Origin of the sequence: Paraburkholderia sp. BL23I1N1 (assembly GCF_003610295.1) — a bacterium.
Taxonomy (GTDB): domain Bacteria; phylum Pseudomonadota; class Gammaproteobacteria; order Burkholderiales; family Burkholderiaceae; genus Paraburkholderia.
The window spans coordinates 3865159-3883809 of record NZ_RAPV01000001.1 but is presented as its reverse complement, the minus strand read 5'-3'; the positions used below and the strand labels follow the sequence as shown (position 1 = coordinate 3883809).

At 59.3% G+C, this 18651-nt stretch carries 19 protein-coding genes and 2 pseudogenes; 9 read left to right on the top strand and 12 right to left on the bottom strand.

Annotated elements, in window-relative coordinates:
• Positions 1–317: 317 nt before the first annotated feature.
• From B0G76_RS18080 to merR, 5 genes and pseudogenes are all read right to left on the bottom strand, one after another.
• Positions 318–698: a potassium channel family protein gene (locus B0G76_RS18080; RefSeq protein WP_120293810.1), complete on the bottom strand. Its 381-nt coding sequence runs from the start codon at positions 696–698 to the stop codon at positions 318–320.
• Positions 699–720: 22 nt separating this feature from the next.
• Positions 721–843, bottom strand: a pseudogene (locus tag B0G76_RS43855) (organic hydroperoxide resistance protein); the annotation flags it as partial.
• Positions 844–1122: 279 nt separating this feature from the next.
• The gene (locus B0G76_RS18070) at positions 1123–2043 is read right to left on the bottom strand and encodes an NAD(P)H-binding protein (protein WP_220700762.1); all 921 of its coding nucleotides are present in this window, start codon (positions 2041–2043) and stop codon (positions 1123–1125) included.
• Between the two features lie 139 nt (positions 2044–2182).
• On the bottom strand, positions 2183–3169 hold the full coding sequence (locus tag B0G76_RS18065) for a carbon-nitrogen hydrolase family protein (protein ID WP_120293809.1): 987 nt from the start codon (positions 3167–3169) through the stop codon (positions 2183–2185).
• A 306-nt stretch (positions 3170–3475) separates the two neighbouring features.
• Positions 3476–3910: an Hg(II)-responsive transcriptional regulator gene (gene merR / locus B0G76_RS18060; protein ID WP_120293808.1), complete on the bottom strand. Its 435-nt coding sequence runs from the start codon at positions 3908–3910 to the stop codon at positions 3476–3478.
• A gap of 71 nt (positions 3911–3981) precedes the next feature.
• Here merR and merT point away from each other — a divergent pair, with 71 nt between their 5' ends.
• The 3 genes and pseudogenes from merT to merA form a co-directional block, all read left to right on the top strand.
• Positions 3982–4332 (top strand): mercuric ion transporter MerT, encoded by a 351-nt coding sequence (gene merT / locus B0G76_RS18055; protein WP_120293807.1) that lies wholly within the window; start codon positions 3982–3984, stop codon positions 4330–4332.
• Between the two features lie 14 nt (positions 4333–4346).
• Positions 4347–4622 carry a mercury resistance system periplasmic binding protein MerP gene (merP, locus tag B0G76_RS43850; protein ID WP_120296489.1) on the top strand — a complete coding sequence of 92 codons (276 nt, stop codon included), beginning with the start codon at positions 4347–4349 and terminating at the stop codon, positions 4620–4622.
• A 62-nt stretch (positions 4623–4684) separates the two neighbouring features.
• Positions 4685–6076 (top strand): annotated as a pseudogene (merA, locus tag B0G76_RS18045) (mercury(II) reductase); the annotation flags it as partial.
• Positions 6077–6231: 155 nt separating this feature from the next.
• On the opposite strand, the gene B0G76_RS18040 reads toward merA, so the two are convergent.
• From B0G76_RS18040 to B0G76_RS18030, 3 genes are all read right to left on the bottom strand, one after another.
• A complete protein-coding gene (locus tag B0G76_RS18040; protein WP_120293805.1) occupies positions 6232–6540 on the bottom strand; it encodes a hypothetical protein in 309 nt (102 codons plus the stop codon).
• Between the two features lie 291 nt (positions 6541–6831).
• On the bottom strand, positions 6832–7986 hold the full coding sequence (locus tag B0G76_RS18035) for a porin (protein ID WP_120293804.1): 1155 nt from the start codon (positions 7984–7986) through the stop codon (positions 6832–6834).
• 100 nt (positions 7987–8086) lie between these two features.
• Complete coding sequence (locus B0G76_RS18030) at positions 8087–9070, bottom strand: LysR family transcriptional regulator (protein ID WP_120293803.1); 984 nt, start codon at positions 9068–9070, stop codon at positions 8087–8089.
• A 306-nt stretch (positions 9071–9376) separates the two neighbouring features.
• On the opposite strand from B0G76_RS18030, the gene B0G76_RS18025 reads away from it, so the two are divergent.
• The 4 genes from B0G76_RS18025 to B0G76_RS18010 are packed head-to-tail and all read left to right on the top strand — an operon-like array spanning position 9377 to position 11681.
• Positions 9377–10012, top strand: a complete 636-nt coding sequence (locus tag B0G76_RS18025; RefSeq protein WP_220700761.1) for a TetR/AcrR family transcriptional regulator — start codon at positions 9377–9379, stop codon at positions 10010–10012.
• On the top strand, positions 10002–10373 hold the full coding sequence (locus B0G76_RS18020; RefSeq protein ID WP_120293802.1) for a nuclear transport factor 2 family protein: 372 nt from the start codon (positions 10002–10004) through the stop codon (positions 10371–10373). The genes B0G76_RS18025 and B0G76_RS18020 overlap by 11 nt, the downstream gene beginning before the upstream one ends.
• Positions 10374–10408: 35 nt before the next feature.
• Positions 10409–10792: a TfoX/Sxy family protein gene (locus B0G76_RS18015; RefSeq protein WP_120293801.1), complete on the top strand. Its 384-nt coding sequence runs from the start codon at positions 10409–10411 to the stop codon at positions 10790–10792.
• 4 nt (positions 10793–10796) lie between these two features.
• A complete protein-coding gene (locus B0G76_RS18010; protein ID WP_120293800.1) occupies positions 10797–11681 on the top strand; it encodes a transposase in 885 nt (294 codons plus the stop codon).
• Here B0G76_RS18010 and B0G76_RS44835 read toward each other — a convergent pair.
• The gene (locus B0G76_RS44835) at positions 11641–11913 is read right to left on the bottom strand and encodes an ESPR-type extended signal peptide-containing protein (RefSeq protein ID WP_183082079.1); all 273 of its coding nucleotides are present in this window, start codon (positions 11911–11913) and stop codon (positions 11641–11643) included. The genes B0G76_RS18010 and B0G76_RS44835 overlap by 41 nt on opposite strands.
• Positions 11914–13028: 1115 nt before the next feature.
• On the opposite strand from B0G76_RS44835, the gene B0G76_RS17990 reads away from it, so the two are divergent.
• The gene (locus B0G76_RS17990) at positions 13029–15068 is read left to right on the top strand and encodes an arabinofuranosidase catalytic domain-containing protein (protein WP_120293797.1); all 2040 of its coding nucleotides are present in this window, start codon (positions 13029–13031) and stop codon (positions 15066–15068) included.
• Between the two features lie 230 nt (positions 15069–15298).
• Here the strand turns inward: B0G76_RS17990 and B0G76_RS17985 are convergent, their stop codons facing one another.
• The 3 genes from B0G76_RS17985 to B0G76_RS42910 all read right to left on the bottom strand — a co-directional run bounded on the left by B0G76_RS17985 (position 15299) and on the right by B0G76_RS42910 (position 17268).
• Complete coding sequence (locus B0G76_RS17985) at positions 15299–15901, bottom strand: ankyrin repeat domain-containing protein (protein WP_183082078.1); 603 nt, start codon at positions 15899–15901, stop codon at positions 15299–15301.
• Between the two features lie 201 nt (positions 15902–16102).
• Complete coding sequence (locus B0G76_RS17980; protein WP_183082077.1) at positions 16103–16897, bottom strand: DUF899 domain-containing protein; 795 nt, start codon at positions 16895–16897, stop codon at positions 16103–16105.
• A 224-nt stretch (positions 16898–17121) separates the two neighbouring features.
• A complete protein-coding gene (locus B0G76_RS42910; RefSeq protein ID WP_183082076.1) occupies positions 17122–17268 on the bottom strand; it encodes a hypothetical protein in 147 nt (48 codons plus the stop codon).
• Between the two features lie 121 nt (positions 17269–17389).
• Between B0G76_RS42910 and B0G76_RS17975 the strand changes: the two genes are divergently transcribed.
• Positions 17390–18511: a YncE family protein gene (locus tag B0G76_RS17975; RefSeq protein WP_120293794.1), complete on the top strand. Its 1122-nt coding sequence runs from the start codon at positions 17390–17392 to the stop codon at positions 18509–18511.
• Positions 18512–18651: the final 140 nt, after the last annotated feature.

Genomic DNA, 18651 nt, shown 5'->3' with positions numbered 1-18651 from the left:
GAGTGGATGCCGCCTGCCGGTGGTACCGACGCCGAATTCACACACCGGAGCACGGTAAATCATTCCTGCCGTTGTTTCTCCTGGGCGACGGTCCCACAGAGGAACGTGCGCGCGTCTAGGTTATAGGTCGTTCCGAGTGCATAAGGCAAGGCATGGCTGGCAACATCGTGCGATGCAAACCCCGGCGTCACGAGTTCTAGCCGGGTTGAGAGCGGTTTACCGGTCGAAGCGGGAAAGCCCGCTTCCGGACCCGTTGCGGGCGTTTGAACCGCCAGCATCAACGGGGCTGCTTACTGGAAATCAGCGGTCATCCGCTCCTAGCCTGGGTGTCGTAACCCGGCAGCCACCTGGATAGCATAAACAGCGGCAGCCGTTACCACACCCGTTATCAACACGCCGAGCAGTCCAAGCAAAACCGCGACGATCCGACCAAGCGTGGTGGTCGGCACCACGTCGCCGTAGCCGATGGTCAGCGCCGTCACCGCGCAAAAGTAAAGCGTTTGGCCTGACGATGCTTGTGTGCGTGTGGCGGCATCGACGGCTCCCCCAACGTAATACATGGCGGCCGTCAAAATGAGGAAAAGAATCAGCAGCATCACCAGAATGGCGCGCAGGTGCCAGAGAACCCTGGCAAACTCCCCAACTGCGTGGCGCGGGTGGATTCGGGTGCGCGCAGCCGCTTTTTCGGCATTATCCATGTCGTGAACCTCGCGGATAAGTGCCGATGAAGCACGCGCTATATCCCGCCGCTAAACGTTGCGCGAGGTTCGTTCCGTCGCCGCCTCCGTCGCGCCCGTCAGTGACGCGCGCATGAGCACGACACAAGACCTTTTCGATCGACATTCAAGACTCCTTTGCGTGTCAGGGTGGTCGACGACTGCGCGGCAATTCTCCCGGTATCGAAAGGGTTGTCAATGAGAGACGAAAGCGAATCGCAACTTCAGTCGCCCTGCCTTCACGCGCTGCGAATCTTGCAGATCGTTGAGCAGGACAATGCTATTGCGAAGCATGGGTGACAGCCACTGCCGACTTTCGCTTACTCTAAGCGCTCCACTGTCAGATTGATATGACATATTCCATGTGGCAGCGCTAATACGCCCTCTGTCCACCCGACTGTCGAGGTTAAAGGCTGAAGTCGGCGGCGTGGTGCGTCACGAACTCCCTCATGCCCATTGGCTTTTGGCCGGTGAGCTCGAATACGTCATCGGTCAAGCGGTCGAATCGGCCCTGCGCGTGAAGCTCGGCCAACACGGCAAGGTGGCAGATCAGGTAGTCCGGCACGCCCAGTTCGCGAAGCTTTTCGGACCATGCCGGAACCGGTACGTTGCGGTAACGAATGGTGCGGTCGAGCGCTTCAGAGAACACGCGTGCGTAGTGGTCCAGATCAGCCGACTCGGGACCAGTCAGGTTGTAGATCTGGCCGACGTGCGCCGCGGGGTCATCGAAGATCGCGGCCACGACGCGAGCCACGTCGACCGCCGCGATCGGCGAGGTCCTGGCATTCCCCAGCGGTAGTACCAACTCGTCCTTTTCGCGCACGCTGTTGACGGCGAGACGCAGGAAAAAACCTTCCATGAACGCAGTGGGCCGCACCGTGACCACCGGCAGGCCCGACCAGGCCAGGGCCTGCTCAGCGAGCCAATGCAACTTGTGTTGAGGACTGTTGGTGGTTTCGGTGATGCTCATGCCCGTCACGCTCATCTGCGACATGTTCACGATGACTTCGACACCGTGATGACGTGCCACCGCGGCGAAGTTCACCGTGGCTTCCAGATAGGCCCCCGACACCGACATGCTGAAGTAAATGCGCTTGCAACCTTCAATGGCACGGTGCACCGACTGCAGATCGGTCAGGTCACCGAGCACGACCTCGGCGCCGAGCTGGCGCAGGCTTTCGGCGCGTTCGTCTTCACGACGCACCATGGCGCGCACTTTGTGACCCTTGGCCAGCAGCATCGCGGTGAGATGGCGGCCTATGGAGCCGATTTCGCCGGCTGCGCCGGTTACGAGGATCGGGTCGTCATGTGTGGATTTCATCGTCATTTCCTTTACCTTTTCGTTGCGTTCAATAGGTAGGCGGCGGATAACTACTCGTTTCAGATCCGACGCCTGTGTTCACATCAGCGATTATGTGCATATGCACATTTTTGAAAAAACAGAATGAAAAATACCGTCTACCCGATTACTCTTTCGTTAGTTCGTCAGGGTCTTGCTGAGTGCTCGGCCTGGGGTGCGCAGTGCGTTCGTGAATGTTCGCGGTAGGCGTACGGTCAATCATGAGACTGAGCAGTTCCGGCCGGTTGTAGTGACCGGCCGAGTCCATCAACATCTTGCGCCGGTCGATCAGCGTGAAATCGAGGTCAGCGATGACCTCGCCCTCGCCCGAGCGGAGCGGTTCGCCAATCAGCATGCCGTCGGGCGCCACGATTGTGGTGAAGCATCCGCCTGAGATCGGACCGATCGTGCAACCCGTGTCCTTCATGATCTGCGCCTGCTGCTCGGCGTCGAGCCAGGCCGTGGCGTTGACGACGAAGCAACCGGACTCCAGAGCATGCTGGCGAATGTTGATTTCCATCCGCTGGGCAAATCCCTCGCCGAAGGCAGAACCCGGATACATGGCCGAATGGATCTGTTCTCCGTCGGCCATCAGCGCGTAGCGCGCCAGCGGATTATTGTGCTCAAAGCAGGCGAGCTGGCCGATGCGTCCGACCTTGCTGTCGACGGCGCGCAGGCCCGAACCGTCGCCCTGGCCCCAGATCATGCGCTCGAAATGCGTGGGTGTGATCTTGCGGCGGCGCTGGATCAGGCTACCGTCAGCGTCGAACAGCAACTGCGTGTTGTAGATGGTGCCGCCGTCCCGCTCGTTGACGCCCATGGACACCACCATGCCCGCCTTGCGGGCCGCCTCGCCGATCGCATCGGTAGCGGGAGAGGGCACCGTCACGGACTGCTCCAGCAACCGCAGATGCTCGGTTCCGGACAGAAGCTCGATACCCGTCTGGAGGGCGGAAAAGTACGGGTAGTAAGGCACCACGGTTTCTGGGAAGGTGGCGAACTGCACGCCCTTCTGGCCAAGCTCGAGGATCTTCTGCACGACCTTCTCGACTGTCGCCTCACGACTGTAGAGGACAGGGCTGATCTGGACTGCGGCGGCTTTGACGACTTTCATTGCACATTCCTCGAACGGTAAGGGCGCAACGCGCCCTTGTCTTGTTGCACCTGCAACATTGGGTGAAAAAAATCAGCTCTTACGTCGGACACGACCGCTTTCAAACTGCCAGCCGTCCATCCGGTTGAACGAGCGGAGACTCACCGCTCGACGGACGTATTGGAGCGCGCCGATGTATCTCGCTTGTGTAGGGAACGACGGTTTTTGTATGTGCGCGTATCGACGCACCCAGCAGATACGTTCTGATACAAAATTGAGCCGTGTGCCGTCAAAAAAACGGATCTTTTCGCCAAGGCCGAATAGCCTCTATCGGGAGGCGGTGTCGCGTAGCTCTTCCCCTCGCTGCAGCGACGCAATGAGTGGACATGACACGTTACCTTTGCGCGAATGACACGCACCCAGGAGCTGGGTGAGCACGGCTTCCATCCGCCCGAGATCGGCGAGCTTCTCCTGAATGTCGAGGAGCTTGTGCTCGGCGAGGCTGCTCGCCTCATCGCAATGCGTCCCGTCCTCCAGTTTCAGCAGATCTGCGATTTCGTCGAGACTAAAACCCAGACGCTGGGCCGATTTGACGAACCGCACCCGCGTGACATCCGCTGCACCGTAGCGACCGATGCTGCCGTACGGCCTCTCCGGTTTGAGCAGCAGATCCTTGCGCTGATAGAACCGGATCGTCTCCACATTGACGCCGGCCGCCTTTGCAAACGCGCCGATGGTCAGGCTTTCGTTACCGTTTTCCATACCGCTTGACTCCGTACATAGGTACGGAAGTAACGTTACGCCACTAGTCGGATATCCGGAAGGAGCAGCGTATGGCGGAACCACCGAACGGACGCGGCGTGCTCGCTGCTGGCGGACTGGCCGCGATCCTCGCGTCGACCTGCTGTCTCGGGCCACTGGTGCTCGTCGCGCTGGGAGTGAGCGGCGCATGGATCGGCAATCTGACATTGCTCGAACCCTACCGGCCGATTTTTATCGGCACGGCGTTGGTGGCGTTGTTCTTCGCCGGCCGGCGGATCTTCCAACCCGCTGCGGCGTGCGCGCCCGGCGAGGCGTGCGCGATTCCACAGGTGCGCGCCGCGTACAAGCTCGTGTTCTGGGTCGTCGTCGCACTGGTCCTGATCACGCTCGGTTTTCCCTACGTGCTGCCCCTCTTCTATTGAACCTGGAGGTCATCATGAAAAAACCGCTTGCTGCGCTCGCGCTCGCGATCGTCGCGGTTCCGGTCTGGGCGGCAACCCGGACGGTCACACTGTCTATACCCGGCATGACGTGCGCCGCCTGCCCGATCACGGTTAAACACGCGCTTTCCAACGTTAAGGGCGTCGAAAAAACGGATGTCAGTTTCGAGCAGAGGGAAGCCATCGTGACGTTCGACGACGGCAAAACCAACGTCCAGACGCTGACCAGGGCCACGACGGACGCGGGCTATCCATCGTCGCTCAAACAGTGAAAGTACCGAATAAGCCCATGATGACCTTGGAGATCGACGGGATGACCAGTGATAACGGCGCATTGCGGATCGCCGTCATCGGCAGTGGCGGCGCGGCTATGGCGGCGGCACTGAAGGCCGCCGAAAACGGCGCGCAAGTGACGCTGATCGAGCGCGGCACCATTGGCGGCACGTGTGTGAACGTCGGGTGTGTACCCTCCAAGATCATGATCCGTGCCGCCCACATCGCGCATCTGCGGCAGGCGAGCCCCTTCGATGCGGGGATCAGCGCCGCGGCGCCGGTGATCGACCGGCCGCGCCTGCTCGCCCAGCAGCAGGCACGTGTGGACGAACTGCGTCACGCCAGGTACGAAGACATCCTGGCGTCGCACGCGAACATCGACGTCCTGCACGGCGAGGCACGGTTCACGGGCAGCCATACGCTCACCGTCACACTGAGCGCCGGCGGCAAACGTGAGGTGGCATTCGACCGCTGCCTGATCGCGACCGGCGCGAGCGCCGTCGTACCGCCCGTTCCGGGCCTGAAAGACACACCGTACTGGACGTCCACCGAGGCGCTGGCCAGCGACGCCATTCCGGGGCGGTTGGCGGTGATCGGTTCGTCAGTGGTGGCCGTCGAACTGGCGCAAGCCTTCGCGCGTCTCGGTAGCCGCGTGACGATCCTCGCGCGCCGCACCCTGTTCTTCCATGAAGACCCGGCCATTGGCGATGCGGTGACGGCGGCGTTCCGCGCGGAAGGCATAGACGTGCTGGAACGGACCGCGGCAAGCCACGTGTCGCATACCGCCGGCACGTTCGTCCTCACCACCAACCACGGCGAGGTGCGGGCCGACCAGCTACTGGTGGCAACGGGCCGCACCCCCAACACCGATAGTCTGAACCTCGCAAGTGTCGGCGTGCAGCTCGACGAACGCGGTGCGATTGTGATCGACGCGGGCATGCGCACCAGCGCACCGGATATCTATGCTGCCGGCGACTGTACCAACCAGCCGCAGTTCGTCTACGTTGCGGCTGCCGCCGGGACGCGCGCGGCGATCAACATGACGGGGGGCGATGCGCGGCTCGATCTCGATACCACACCAGCGGTCGTCTTCACCGAGCCGCAGGTTGCAACGGTCGGCTACAGCGAGGCGCAGGCGAACCAGGCGGGCATCGAGACCGACAGTCGCACACTGACGCTCGATAACGTTCCGCGCGCGCTGGTGAACTTCGACACGCGTGGGGTCATCAAGCTGGTGGCGGAAGCCGGCAGCGGCCGGCTCATGGGCGTGCAGGCGGTCGCACCCGAGGCGGGCGAAATCATCCAGGCGGCCGCAATCGCGATCCGCGCAAGGATGACCGTGCACGACCTCGCTGACCAGTTGTTCCCGTACCTGACGATGGTCGAGGGGCTCAAGCTCGCCGCGCAGACCTTCAGCAAGGACGTGACGCAACTCTCGTGCTGCGCCGGATAACCAGTAGGCAACGATATCGCGAGGTCGATCGTATCAACTAGCGCCTGCTAGCCGTGAAACTGCGGCACCGGTCACAATGACAACCGCGCCCTGCGCGATTGAAGCGCCTGGTCGCTTGGCGCTTAGTTGCGCCTGGTTGTCATCTTTAACACCTGTTATTGACCAGCGGCCGGCGACACTACGCTCGGGGTCGCCAGCGTGTTGTGACTCCCGGGAGCGTTGGTGAGGGATGTCGAGCTATTGTTCGTGCTATTCGGCAGGCCCGAGTTCGACGACCCGGCGCCCACGCCGCTGTCCGAGTTGGTGACGCCAGGCGTGCCGTAGCCGCTCGTTGCATTGACCGGCTTCACGGCGGCCGGCGACACGACGCTCGGGGTCGCCAGCGTGTTGTTCTGTGCATAGACGCCGCCCGACAGCGTGAGTGTGGCGACGGTGGCGATTAATGTGCGGGTTGTCTTGTTCATGACCCGTTCCTCCTTGATTGGACTGGAATTTCGACGTAAACAATCCATTCTTACTTCTCAATGGCAGATCAGACCAAGTTTAGGAAAATGGTCGTTGATAATTAAGTGCATTGTTCGCAAGGATTAATTTCGATTTCCGGAATTACCCTTAATGGGTTCTGGTCCCCAATCTGAGGCCGGCGTGGTTCGGCCTTGCGCGCTGCATGCTACGTAACCCGCGAGGCAACTGATTGGGCTGAGTGGATAGCGAACAGCCACCGGAGCGGGGCCGGTGGGCACACTCGCACACGATCAGAACTGATGCCGGATGCCGACACGCGCAAGGAATTGATTCGCGCTCGTCGAGGGCGCATCAGCACCGGTGATGTAGGCGGTATTCAGCGGCGCCGCCACCGTGCTGCCGCCCGAAGCGTGCTGATAAAGCCCTTGCACATAGACGTCCGTACGCGGCGACAGGTTGTAGTCCGTCATCAAGCCGAATTGCTGCCATTTTGGCTTCGAGTTGCCCGCGCTGCTGTCGAAATGCCCGAGCGTGTAGGTGTACATGGCGCCGACATAGGCACTCTTCGTGAACTGATACTTGGCGTTGACTTCGAAGTTGTCGAACTTCAACGAGCTCGCCGTGTTCGCGAAGTTTCCTACATATACGGACCCCGTCGCGTCATTCAGGCTCGTATGGCTGTACACGAAGCCAAGCACCGTCGGACCGATCGTATAGTTGATGCCCGCGCCCCAAACCTGTTGGCGTGCGGCAAAGAAGTCTGTGTCGTCGGCTGCAAGCGATCCGCCCGACGTGCCGCCCGGAATGTTGATCTGCATGTACGCTGCCGCCACGGTCACCGAGGTGCCGACGTATTGCGCGCCAAAGCTGTAAGAACGGTTGTTCGCGAAGCCGCCCGCCTGGTTACTGAAACCGTACAGGCCGCCGAACGTCACGCCGCCATATGTGTTGCTCGTATATTTGACGCTGTTGTTCAGGCGGAATGAGTTGTCGGTGTTGTCGTTATCGTACGGATGCGACATCAGATAACCGGCCCAGTTGCCGTTGGCCGTGAGCGGCGCGAGAATGTCGACAACGGAATCGTATTGCCGGCCCATCGTCAGCGTGCCGAATTGCGCCGAACTGAGACCCACGTACGCCTGCCGGCCGAACATCCGGCTACCTTGGCCGAGTTTGCCCGAGTTGACGTCGAAGCCGTTCTCCAACTGGAAGACAGCCTTGGTGCCGCCACCCAGATCTTCGGCGCCTTTCAAGCCCCAGCGGCTGCCTTGCGCAAAGCCGCTCTCCATCTGTACGTTCGAATGCCCACCCGAGTTGCTGGTGTAGTTCAGACCTTCGTCGATCAAGCCGTACAGCGTGACGCTGCTTTGCGCCATCGCGCTCGTTGGGACAAGCGCGCAGCCGAGCGCCGTGTTGGCAGCCACGGCAATCAGGAGTTTTTTCATGAATGCAGATCCTTGTGGGTGTGATGACCTCGCCGGTGTTTCGTCGCGTCAACAGCGCGATGGCACAGCTATCCGGCGTCAGGTTCACGCACTTTAGGACCTACAAAATGTGGCTCCTCAGCAATTCAGTATTGCTCGAATGGTGTTGTAGCGGGCCGACGCCTATCGCACCCTCCCGCTTGCTTTCCTCCGGCGTGTGACGATAGCGCTCAACGACGAAATCGATGAAGCTGCGCAGCGCGAGCGCCATGTGCGGCTGGCCGGAATAGTGCAGCCATACTGTACGTTCGTCGGCGCAAAGCGTCGCGTCGCTCAGCAGTGCGCGCAGACTGCCGTCCGCGAGCTCCTGCTGCACTACGGATTGCGAAAGCCGTGCGATCTCGAGTCCGGCCTGCACCGCCCGTTTAACGACCAACGGGCTTTGTATGTTCAGAATCGGCCGTACGACGACGCGCTGTATGCCGTGCGCGTCGCGGAATTCCCAATGGCGGCTTGGCGCATCCGAGGCGACCAGTACGTCGTGCGACGCGAGTTCCGCCGGCGTGCGCGGCGGTCTGCGCCTCGCCAGATAGGTGGGGCTCGCAACGATCACGTCGCGAGTCTGCGCGAGCGGCCGGCAGATCAGCGACGAATCGCGCAGGCGCCGCTCGGCGCTGAAACACACATCGAACTCGCTCGTCGCCACGTCGCTCATCGTGTCGAACACGGTCAACTCGAAGTTCATGCGCGGCTCCTTCACCCGGTATGCTGCCAGCACGTCAGGCAGGTCCGTCGTCGCGTAGAGCGATGACGCCGCAATCCTGAGCGAACCGGCCGGCTGCCCCACCGCGGACGCAATGCACTCGTCCATCGTGTCGAGTTGTTTGATCAATTCGACGCAACTCTCCCAATAGGATTGCCCGGTGCTTGTCAGCGAAACACGCCGTGTGGTCCGATTGATCAGGCGTACGCCCAAATGCTCCTCGAGCGCCGCCACGCTGCGGGTAACGACGGAATTGGAAATACCCAATTGCTTGGCCGCTTCCGCAAAATTCAGGCACTCCGCGACTTTGGTGAAGATGCGTATCGACGCAAGCTGATTCATCGCGTCATCCGGTGATCGCGGGACGGCCGGCTGGCGGGGTAATACGAGGAGGCAAAATGGCGAAAGGACATGGGATATCTACCCCGTCGGCCGGGTTGTCGAACCCTATGCGAGTCATTGGCATCGCACGGGCGCCCGGCCAGAATCAAACGCCGGCCCGCTGGTCCATAGAATAAGTCGTGTGTCCTTACCCGAAACCGTCCGGTTGATTACAGCGCTGTTATCTAAGCAGTGTTAAGGCTGATCCTATCTACGCTCGCCAGCGGCGCTGACGGATAGCCGATCAGTCGGCTTGACAGTCATTTCTTGATCGCCTATTCTAAAATTAACATTCAAAAAATGGCCGATATGGGACGCTCACGTGAGTACGACGAGGAATCAGTGCTGACAGGTGCAATGCACGCCTTTCGGCGCGAAGGCTATTCCGCAATCTCGATCAAAGATCTGGAAGAGGCGACCGGGCTCAAATGCGGCAGCATCTACAACAGCTACGGAGACAAGGCTGGCTTGTTTTCTGCTGCTCTCGCTCATTACAACCAGAAGGTTTTGCACCGACGCATTGTTGAACATGCGTCGGAAGCGGCCGGCTTGCGTGGCTTGCGCAAGCTCTTTTTGTCATTGCTCCGTGAACCGGACGGAGAGTCGTTCGGCTGTCTGATCACCAACGCCGCAATCGAATTTGGCGGCAACGGCCGTTCTATGCCGACGGGTATCAATGAGGGACTCGATATTCTGTTGCGCACGTTTACCGCGCGGCTTGTATCGGCACGCCGTACCGGCCAGCTTTCAACGGAGATCGAACCCAAACGCGCGGCCTCGAAATTACTGGCGCTCTATCAGGGAACGCTCGTGCTCGTTCGTGCCAGCTATGACAAGGCGCTGCTAAGGGCGCTGATCAATGACGAATTCGACCGACTGGAAGGACTCCACCATGTCACCTGAAGCACTTTGGAATCGGTATGCGGCTACCTGGTCGAGAGATTCGGATGCCCGTGTGGGCGAACTTGCCGCATGCCTCGCGGACGACGTGACGTATTGCGATCCAAACGGCCCCATCGAGGGCCGTCTGGCCATCTCGGCTTACATGAGTGACTTTCAGCAAAGCGTTCCCGGCGGAACATTCCGCATTCGAACGCTCCTGCATCATCACGATCGCACTCTTGCACACTGGAGCCTGCACGGGCCGGATAACAGCACGCTACAGACAGGGACCAGCTTTGGCCTGCTTTCCGATGACGGGCGACTTCGGAGCATTACCGGTTTTTTCTATCGACCAGATCAAGATCAAGATCAACCGACATAAATCTTTCCGCCGCACGTGAAAGAGCGCTTGAATGTGTGGATCGCCTGAGCATGATCGGGCCGATTTCGGTTTCCCGATTCTTCGGTGGAGCGGGACTGGTGAAGAACGGCGTCCAGTTCGGCTTTGTCATCAAGGGGGCACTGTATCTGCGTGTGGATGATCTGACACGCCCAGATTTCGAGGCATTGGGAGCCGTTCCTTTCAGCTACGCCGGGCAATCAAAAACGGTCAAGGTCGCCAGCTATTACCAGTTACCGGACGAGATAGCAGACGATCAACACGAACTGATTCGCTGGGTGACCCGCGCGATCCATGCCGCTGCGGTGGCGAAGTCGAAAAGCCAGCGCGGTAAACACATCGGCGCCCTTGTAATTACCCACAATTCTGCTAACTTGGAAACATTTACGATCCCTATTTGAATAAATGACAGGAACGGAACGCGCAAAGGATGAATCCTGGCTGAATTGCGAGATTACGGGCAGCGAGTTTCAGGACACCCGGCTTCGCAAGCGGTTTGGAATGCTGTTGGAGCAATTGTGGAAGGGTATGGGACAGACCATTCCACTCGCCTGCCAGGATTGGGCCAATACCAAGGCAGCGTATCGCTTTATGAACAATGATCGCGTCAGTGAGCAGGACATTCTGAGCGGACATTTCCGGACTACTTCAAAGCGTTCTTCCACGACCGATGGACCGATTCTTGTACTTCAGGATACCACCACGTTTTCATACGAAAGGGAACATCCCGAACTCATCGGATACGCTGGCAGCGCAATAACTTCCGCCCAGCGGCGAGGCCGGACGAAGCCGAGCCCGCATTGCGGCATCCTGATGCACGCAAGTCTCGCCGTCACAACCGAAGGTCTGCCACTCGGGCTAGCGGCCATCAAATTCTGGAGCCGCAAGCAATTCAAGGACACCGCGAGAAGACGCAGCAAAGTCAATTTCACACGCATACCGATTGAGCAGAAGGAAAGCTTTCGGTGGATTGAGAATCTGCGTCAATCAACCACCCGGCTCGGTGAACCGGATCGCTGTGTGCATATTGGCGACCGGGAAAGCGACATCTATGAACTGTTTTGCGCCGCCTCTGAGCTCGGCACGCATTTTCTGGTGCGTACCTGCAGCAACAGGTTAGCCGGCGACGGCGAGCATACCGTTGCAGACGAAATGTCAGAGGTGCGGGTGAAGGGATTGCACCGGATCGAATTTCGCGACGCCAAAGGACACCCTCACCAGGCGTGTCTGGAACTCAGATATCGGCGCCTTACGGTTTGGCCGCCTGTCGCCAAGCAGCTGCGGGGCTAACCGTCAAATCAGGCGGCGAGTTGCTGTCAAATGTATAGTCCGTGCCCCCGGTACCCCCCGTGATGGTGACCCAACTCGGGTCTGCCACGGCCGGATGCGCCAGCACGGCCGCTGTCAAAGCCACAAAGACGCGCTTGCGGCCACCGCCTTTGCCGCGCCCCCGCGAGAACTCGGCGACTGCAACCCAATCGTTCAGCGGCTGACTCCAGACCAGGCGGTACACATGGTTCATGGATCTCGGATATTTCATATTGGCAGTGGCGTTCACAACCTGTTAGGTGACGCGCGGCCGAACGCGCTGTTTCAGTTTAGGCGATCACCGCACGTTTTCACACAAGCTGGACCCGGAGCGGACTCAGGCGACGAATCTACAAACGTCTGCTTGCCGTCGCGTCGGCGATCGGCTATTCACGTTCGCTCCGGAGCGGACATACGGCGCACAAATCAATGAACACGGCTCGCTGTTTGCCAAGGCCATGTGGGTCAATGCGCTTACCGTCTGGCTAACCGAAAGCAGAGCGACGCTTCAGATCTAAACAGTGTGTCCGGAAATGGCCGCACACGGACTTATGTGATCGGCATAACTCGACCTTGCGCAATCTTTCGATTTCACTTACAGCGGAAGTTGAGCGCCAGGAACGGGTTTATGCGTCTCTGGAATATCCACTTGATGAAGCCGCGATGTCTGAAACACGGGAGATGCGAGATGCATGACAAGAACGCACTTGATCTGAACGGGGACTGCCATGTCAAGTGCATCGTCGACCACGATGCCGAGGTATCGCACCGTACTTTCCAATGTCGTACGACTGGGTAGCAGCTGCACCGCCCGCAGGTTTTTCGTGCGGCATCGCGGCATGACTGCCGATGCTCTCTTCAGATGAGCGTGAGGAGCTTAACGGCATTGTGGACATGCTCGTTGAGGTATTTCGCAGTCCAGTAAAGGGCTAAGGCCGATCGCCCTGACGGACCAACGCTCGATGGATGACTCGCCGATTCATCAAAATTCATATTAGCGATAATATCGACGAGGTTCGCACCGACCTGCGCCGCTTTCCCCTATATATGGGCACAGATGTTCGATCCCTTTATCCAGACATACGGGAATATACCGAGAAGGTCAGGCGATATTATTGACTAATATTATTACCTGACGCGGCGACCGTACCGCCGCACGTCATCGGATGCTGTCCCGCCGGGCAGCTCCGCGGCGAATTTTCCAACCCGCCGGAAATGAGTGGCAGTTCTGAAGAATACCTGCTTGATCAGTGACGATTCTGGGTAAAACAGTTTGCATACCTAAGTAGCGTGAACCTAATCAGAAGCGTGGTTTCATAGGAGGATGTCATGATGTCCAGAGGAACCGGTTTAATTGCTGTCTTGCTGGCGATGGCCGTCGGGCTTGCCGCATGCAATGGAGATAGCAGCGGCACGTCCCCATCGCAAGCGACAGGGGTGTCGAACTCAAGTGCGGCGCCGACGAATAATGCAGTCCAGTCAAATTACAGTACGCCAACGGCAGAGGCGGCGACGACTCCTCTTCCGTGCGACGCCGCAGCAACTGCCAATACGCCGTGCTCCGCGGCTCACAGCGTGACACGCTTGCTGACAAAGAATTACAGTGGCCCGTTATTCCAGATTCAACGGGCGTCCGATGGTGCAAAGCAGGACGTCTATCCCTATACGTCGAGTACCTTGCCGAACAGCGCCGACCGCACGCTGATTGGTTCGACCAACGTCAAAAGCGCAAACACGTTCTGCAACAATACAACCTGCGCCGTCACCTACATTTACGATCAGATCGACCTGGTTGCGCCCCTCAGAGGAGGAGCATTTGGCAATGTGCCGGCCACCCTCACACTCAACCAGGACGGAACAGAGTCATTGACCGTACCGAATAGTGGCTCAGGGACCCAGAAAACGACAACCGTTCCGGTCCTCAATGGCTTTGCGACGATCACGCTTCCAGGAACCGGTGGCGCCCTGACCGTTCAACTTCTGCAGCCGCCCACCGCGCTGACCGCCCAGTCACCCACCCTCCAGCTATCGATCGGGAACGATCTGCCGGCGCTCGCCGGCACTCCGGCAAAGCTAGGCTTTGTGCCGTTGCAAGGCGTCCAGATTCCAGCCCTGGGTACTTTGGCGGGACAAGCGTACCGCAACAGGTTCGGCACGGTGAACCAGTCGATCGGTGATAGCGATATTGCCGAGTATATGGTTGCCGGAGCGCACTATAGCCAATCCTCCACGTGCTGCGGGACTTACGGAAATATGGAAAGCAGTGCTAACCCGAGCACCTATGCACATGGAGAAGTCGAAGGCGAAATGTTTGCGCTGGCGTTCTCGAACGGCAACGCAGCGGTTTTTGGCTATTGTGATGGCGACTCCAACCAGGCACCCAACGTCAAAGACCCCGTATGCAACGCACTCGATATTAACTGGCCTGGCGTCGACGCAGAGGCAGGCGTTTATCTCTACGGCCCGCAGCAGCCTCCAAGAGAAAAGTTCGTCACGGTGCTCTCCAAATACTCACCGGTGACCGCTTCAAATATCTTCGCGGTAAAAGGTGGGTCTGCCTCACAAAGCGTACTCACAGCACTCTATGACCAGGCGCCCCCAGAAGCCTTGAACTTTGGCAACGACGCCGGTCATGCGTTTAACGGGCAGTGGCAAGGCGGTCTTTCGCTTGGCGAAGGCGGCGACGGTAGCGCTGCTCCCATCCAGTTCTTCGAAGGAGCCGTGATCACCAAGGCGACATCCGACACGACCGATAACGCGATCCAGGCGAGTATTGCACGCTTTTATGGGCCGCCTGCTGACAAGGCCGCGGCCGCCTGCTATGCAAACAACCTGATCAATTCGCCGCTGAGTCTCGCCACACCGGATGCATGGTCGCAACAAAATGGCGGCACCGCCGTGCCCGCGCCCGATATCTCCGGAGTGAACAGAGGAGCCGCCACGGTTACCAGCACGAACGGATCGTCAGTCTCGAATGTCCGCGAAATCATCAGGGTTCAGGGCGGGCAATCGTATAGTTTTACTGACTATGTTCTCGCTACCACCAACGCCACGGTCTTTCCTGGCGGATCAATCCAGACCGATGACCCGAGCGGCACCGAATTTGGCTGGGTCCTCAATACGAATACGGGCGCGGTGGTGCGAGGGACATGGGGCGCCGGACAGGCAACATCGCTGAGCGCGGTGAAATCGGGTAACTGGTGGAAATTGACGATGACCCTCACCGCTCCCGCGGGATCGAACAATGCGTCAGTTTTTATCGATCCGCCCACGTCTAACACTGCCGGGGTTCGCTCACAGCAAGCGCCGTACTTGAGCGCGACGCATTATTGCCCGAGCCTTGCAATCGTGACTAACTCGGGAGCGTAGGTATGAACCGGGCCGTGGTTTTCGGAGACACCCGCTCTTAAGGGAATGAAGTCACGGAAAACACAAAGGAGAAGTCAGCGAGGTGCTTGTTAGAAATGGGCGAGCAATCGGTTCGGATGGTGCTCCAGCGCCATCCGAACATGATTCGATTGCGGGAAAAGACTTTGACTAATTGAGCGAGCCACGCCGAACGGGATCGGGGATTACGCTGGATGGACCCAAGCCTGCCTTTAAGCACGGCCGCGTAGCTTACGCTGCTGTAGCGACACCATCCGTTCAATAATGTCTTCCGGCAGTTTGCGTTCCCGAGCGATCGCTACGCTGTCGCGACCAACCGAATCCGGAATCGACGGATCCGCTCCCGCGTCGATCAGCAGGGCCAACGTGGCGAGTCGTTTGAGCCTTGCCGCATAGAAGATGGGGGTCTCGCCATGCGCCTTGAGATTCAGTTCTGGTTTGGATTTCAACAGTGCGCGACATAGGAGATCGTCGTCTTGCCATACTGCCGCCCAAAGCGAATAGCTGGCGTTGGCGCCACGCTGCAGAAGAAACTCGACCAAGGGAAAATTTTCTCCACGGGCGACCGCATACCATAGCGGCGTGGCGCGAAAATCGCCTTCGTCCTCATCCATCGGTACAGCCTGTTCGAGGTCCGCACCCGCTTCGAGCAAGATCGTGGCGGTCCTGATACCGTTCAGTTCGACCAGTTGTGCGCTACTGCCAGGCTTGACCGCGCACGCCCGATGCAGGGCGGTGTGTCCCTGTGGGTCGCTTGCCTCGACCAGTTCAGGTTTCGCAGCCAATAATGCGCCGACCGTTGGCCAGTCCCACATGCGGACTGCGGAGAATAACGCTGTTCTCGAAGGCTTGCCCATAGTCGTCCCCGCACTTGACTGACACCGCGCTGATTCGATCAGCGTCAATTGTCACGAAGTTTAGACTGTCAGATTGACATCAATTTTGGTCGGACAGTCCAATCCGTTCGTTGCACGCCTGATCCTATTGACGCGACTCGACCCGCCGTCGGCACAGGCTCATGACTTCGTGCCCGTGTCCTGATTGCGGAACGCCGCCTCACCCGCGTCCGACACCTCGACCCATTTCTTGTCGGGCGCGGCGTCTGCGACGTAGCTGTCGTGCCAGTTCCACCACTTATAGGTCGGGGTCTGAGGATAGCCCTCGGGCGAGTCTTCCCAGGCCTCCTGCCGGCCCAGCGGCGTGATATCGAGGTAGTTCCAGGTGCCGCCCATCTGCTCGTCGCCGCGGTTGTTGACGAAGTAAGTGCGGAACACGCGCTCGCCGTCGCGAAAGAACACGTTCGTGCCGTGCCACTCCGCCACGCCGAAGTCGGCGTCGAAGCTGTCCGTGAGGGTGAACCACGGTATCTCCCAGCCCATCTGTGCCTTCAACCTCTCGATATCCGCCTGAGGCGCACGCGAGACGAAGACGAGGGTGGTGTCACGCGCGTTCAGGTGGGCAAGGTGAGCGACCTGGTCGGCTACCATCGAGCAGCCCCGGCAGGCATGGTCGGGCCAGCCAAACACGCCGGGCTCGAAGAAAGCGCGGTACACGATAAGCTGACGCCGCCCTTCGAACAGGTCGAGCAGGCTGGCTTTGCCCGCAGGCCCCTCGAACTCGTATGCCGTCTCCACAGCCATCCACGGCATTCGCCGACGCTCGGCGGCAAGAGCGTCACGGGCGCGGGTCTGAGCTTTTTCCTTGACGAGCAACTGCTCGCGGGCTGCCTCCCACGCCTGCGCAGACACGACCGGTGGTGTCTGCATGGCAGGTTGTCCGTCTTTCCGTCCATTCCCGGTTGATGTAGTCATGACTTTTGCAATCTCCTGGTTTGGGTGAGTTCCCGCGCCTCATGGCTGAAGCGCGATTCCATTCATTGCTCAACGCTTGTTGTTGACCGTGAGATAGTTTTGCACCGGCAGGCGAACGTTGGGAGTAACAAGTGTGGCGGCATTCCGGTGCGGTCCCGGCTCTTTCCGGCGTGTCACCACCGCGCCTGCGGAAGCTTAAAATTCATTACAGGCATAGCGTTCTCTCAATGCAGACCATAAATAACTTTTACTTTCCGATTTTGGGTCACGCCGCCATTGTGTGAACCAGACAGCCGGTCCATATAGCCACAATCCATGCGCCGCACCGCCGCATGCATGGAATACACGGTTACCTCTTCAGACGATGACATCTTACGATTCCTTAAGATTTCGTTCATTGATCGTCTTCGACCGGAAGCGGAGGAAATTTGAGCACTCAGACCGCCTCCCCGGACCGGCAGTCGGACCAGTAAACGGAAAGGAGACGAATCGATGGAAAAGCGCCTGATGGCCTTGATGTTGTTCGCTGCGGCCGCAGTGGCCGCCTGCGGAGGTGGAGATAACATCAGCGGACCGACACCGCCCAAACTACTGACGAATATCGCCGTGCCCAATGCTTCGAGCCCACCATTCAGTTTCGACATCGGCTACGTCGAGGCCGGCAAGTACTTTCTGACCGACCGCAACAACAAAACGGTCGATGTCGTGGACACCAAATCAAACGCGCTGATCGCCCAGATTCCGGGGCCATTCGTCGGTGCGGGGGCCACGACAAACGAGTCCGGTCCCGACGGAATTGTAGGTATCACCGGCACGAACACGATCTATGTCGGCGATGTGGACTCAGTCAAAGTGATCGATACGGCCACGGAAGCGACGGTCAATACAATCGCCATCAGTAGTTCCGGATCACGCGTGGATGAGGGTTGCTACGATCCTGACGATCATCTCGTGATGTACGCGAGCCCCGGAGACTCGCCGCCGTTCGTCACGTTCATTTCCACGCTGACCCAAAAGGCCGTGGTAAAGCTTCCTTTCAACGGTTCGTCGGGGCTCGAAGCGTGCACCTACGATTCTGCCTCGAAGAGCTTCCTGATCAACAATGACGGGACCTCTGCCAATCCCAATGGCGAGCTCGATGTCATCACCGCCAGCTCCGCGGTGGCGGGAAGTCCCGCTGTCAGCAAGTCATTTCCACTGGGGAAATGCGGACCGGCGGGAATCGTGCTTGGCCCGAATAACGACGTGCTCATTGGATGCGATCCGCCGGCCGGTAACCCCCTCATCACGCTGATCCTCGATCGTTCGAGTGGCGCAATTCAAGCCAGCCTGCCGTTTGGCGGGGTGGACCAGGTCAATTACGATCCGGCTTCCAACCGCTATCTCCTGCCAGCCCGGCACTACGTCACAAGCGGGGTCGCTGCCGCGTCAGGATTTAGCCCACAGATGGGCGTAATCGATGGCGCGTCACGGCAGTTGCTCTTCAAGGTTCCGGTGGGTACAGGCGCGCATTCTGTCGCCATCGACAGCACGCTTGGGCAAGTGTACGTGCCGTTCCAGCCCGGCGCGGCAGGATTTCCCAACGGCGGCATCTCGGTGTTCTCGACCCACTAGTCCTTCCGGCGCGGGTCATGGTCTAGCCGGCCGGACTGGATGACGATTGCCGCAGCATGCCAGCGATCTCTGGTCGCGCGCTACCCCTGCGGAATCGTCACCACCGGCTTTGACAGGACCGGCGGCTCGACGATGGTGAG

What these genes read in the sequence shown, in the direction of transcription:
- B0G76_RS17980 (WP_183082077.1), bottom strand. Translation starts at nt 16,897, where the DNA reads ATGACTACATCAACCGGGAATGGACGGAAAGACGGACAACCTGCCATG.
- B0G76_RS17985 (WP_183082078.1), bottom strand. Translation starts at nt 15,901, where the DNA reads ATGTGGGACTGGCCAACGGTCGGCGCATTATTGGCTGCGAAACCTGAA.
- B0G76_RS18035 (WP_120293804.1), bottom strand. Translation starts at nt 7,986, where the DNA reads ATGAAAAAACTCCTGATTGCCGTGGCTGCCAACACGGCGCTCGGCTGC.
- B0G76_RS18040 (WP_120293805.1), bottom strand. Translation starts at nt 6,540, where the DNA reads ATGAACAAGACAACCCGCACATTAATCGCCACCGTCGCCACACTCACG.
- merT (WP_120293807.1), top strand. Translation starts at nt 3,982, where the DNA reads ATGGCGGAACCACCGAACGGACGCGGCGTGCTCGCTGCTGGCGGACTG.
- B0G76_RS17990 (WP_120293797.1), top strand. Translation starts at nt 13,029, where the DNA reads ATGATGTCCAGAGGAACCGGTTTAATTGCTGTCTTGCTGGCGATGGCC.
- merR (WP_120293808.1), bottom strand. Translation starts at nt 3,910, where the DNA reads ATGGAAAACGGTAACGAAAGCCTGACCATCGGCGCGTTTGCAAAGGCG.
- B0G76_RS18080 (WP_120293810.1), bottom strand. Translation starts at nt 698, where the DNA reads ATGGATAATGCCGAAAAAGCGGCTGCGCGCACCCGAATCCACCCGCGC.
- B0G76_RS18010 (WP_120293800.1), top strand. Translation starts at nt 10,797, where the DNA reads ATGACAGGAACGGAACGCGCAAAGGATGAATCCTGGCTGAATTGCGAG.
- B0G76_RS18065 (WP_120293809.1), bottom strand. Translation starts at nt 3,169, where the DNA reads ATGAAAGTCGTCAAAGCCGCCGCAGTCCAGATCAGCCCTGTCCTCTAC.
- B0G76_RS18020 (WP_120293802.1), top strand. Translation starts at nt 10,002, where the DNA reads ATGTCACCTGAAGCACTTTGGAATCGGTATGCGGCTACCTGGTCGAGA.
- B0G76_RS17975 (WP_120293794.1), top strand. Translation starts at nt 17,390, where the DNA reads ATGGAAAAGCGCCTGATGGCCTTGATGTTGTTCGCTGCGGCCGCAGTG.
- B0G76_RS18070 (WP_220700762.1), bottom strand. Translation starts at nt 2,043, where the DNA reads ATGACGATGAAATCCACACATGACGACCCGATCCTCGTAACCGGCGCA.
- B0G76_RS44835 (WP_183082079.1), bottom strand. Translation starts at nt 11,913, where the DNA reads ATGAACCATGTGTACCGCCTGGTCTGGAGTCAGCCGCTGAACGATTGG.
- merP (WP_120296489.1), top strand. Translation starts at nt 4,347, where the DNA reads ATGAAAAAACCGCTTGCTGCGCTCGCGCTCGCGATCGTCGCGGTTCCG.
- B0G76_RS18030 (WP_120293803.1), bottom strand. Translation starts at nt 9,070, where the DNA reads ATGAATCAGCTTGCGTCGATACGCATCTTCACCAAAGTCGCGGAGTGC.
- B0G76_RS42910 (WP_183082076.1), bottom strand. Translation starts at nt 17,268, where the DNA reads ATGTCATCGTCTGAAGAGGTAACCGTGTATTCCATGCATGCGGCGGTG.